This is a genomic window from Leyella stercorea (assembly GCF_019052365.1).
Lineage (GTDB): Bacteria > Bacteroidota > Bacteroidia > Bacteroidales > Bacteroidaceae > Prevotella.
This window is the reverse complement of record NZ_JAHQUY010000176.1, coordinates 1-907: the sequence shown is the minus strand read 5'-3', so window position 1 is coordinate 907 and position 907 is coordinate 1. Positions and strand designations below refer to the sequence as shown.

Below are 907 nucleotides of genomic sequence, written 5' to 3'. Positions count from 1 at the left end.
AGTATGCGATAATCGTACAGTCCAAAAACTTCCGTGAAGTTTCTATTTTCATTTGTCGCTCTGATTTTCTTTCCTCCACAAGGTCTTTCCTTTTGGCATCAACCGTTATCGTGCAGGTGCAAAGGTATGACAGCGGGCTTTGGAAATATTCTGCTACTTTTGTTAGTTCTGTTAAAAAACATATCCAATGCTTTTAAAAACTATTTGGACTTCTTTATCAAAAACCAAAGGTTGCTTTTCCATGATTGGTATTCTCCTTGTTTTTCATTCTTGCCGCCAAAAGAAACTTTAGCCTCTCCATTGTGAAAAGGTGTAGCATACGAAAAAACGGGTGGAATAACAATAGCTCCACATGTATCAGCAAAACCTATTTTGCTATTTTTTCCTACAATTCTGAACAAGCCATCACTGACATAATCTGGACCATTGTCAATCTTATATACTTCAAATAGTTCTTTACCTGCATTATTAATACAAACTATTTCACCTTTTCTCGTGCCGACAAAGCCGATAGATGAAATCGTATCAGTAAATGCTATTGTATATTTTTTATTCTTTACAATAGTTTTTCCTTGTAAGTTTTTATATATAATGTTATTACCATTGTCAAATTTTACAATGGTCTGAGCTGTCAGCTGTTGGAAAAGTAAACATGATAGAAAAATAAAAAGGAACTTTTTCAAACTTAATGTTTTATACGTTAATGCCATTGTCGCTTACGTTTAAGTCCCTTTTAATCCATGCGGCTTAGCCGGGACTTTTGGCTGAGTCGTATCATTCAAAATTCATTAATATCAAATACAAACATCATGCCTATTTTATTTGGGAAATTTTATAATGTCAAAGTGTCAGGTAACTATTCAGCGATAGCCTTGCACCTTAATCCGCGATTGAAATATACAGCAAA

At 34.1% G+C, this 907-nt stretch carries 2 protein-coding genes; one reads left to right on the top strand and one right to left on the bottom strand.

Going from position 1 to position 907, the window contains the following annotated elements:
* On the top strand, positions 1 to 197 hold a 197-nt coding region (locus tag KTQ90_RS13475; protein ID WP_217318845.1), incomplete at its 5' end, for a hypothetical protein.
* A gap of 3 nt (positions 198 to 200) precedes the next feature.
* On the opposite strand, the gene KTQ90_RS13470 is transcribed toward KTQ90_RS13475, so the two are convergent.
* Entirely contained in the window at positions 201 to 710 is a 510-nt protein-coding gene (locus tag KTQ90_RS13470) for a WG repeat-containing protein (RefSeq protein ID WP_153113444.1), read from the bottom strand.
* Positions 711 to 907 lie beyond the last annotated feature (197 nt).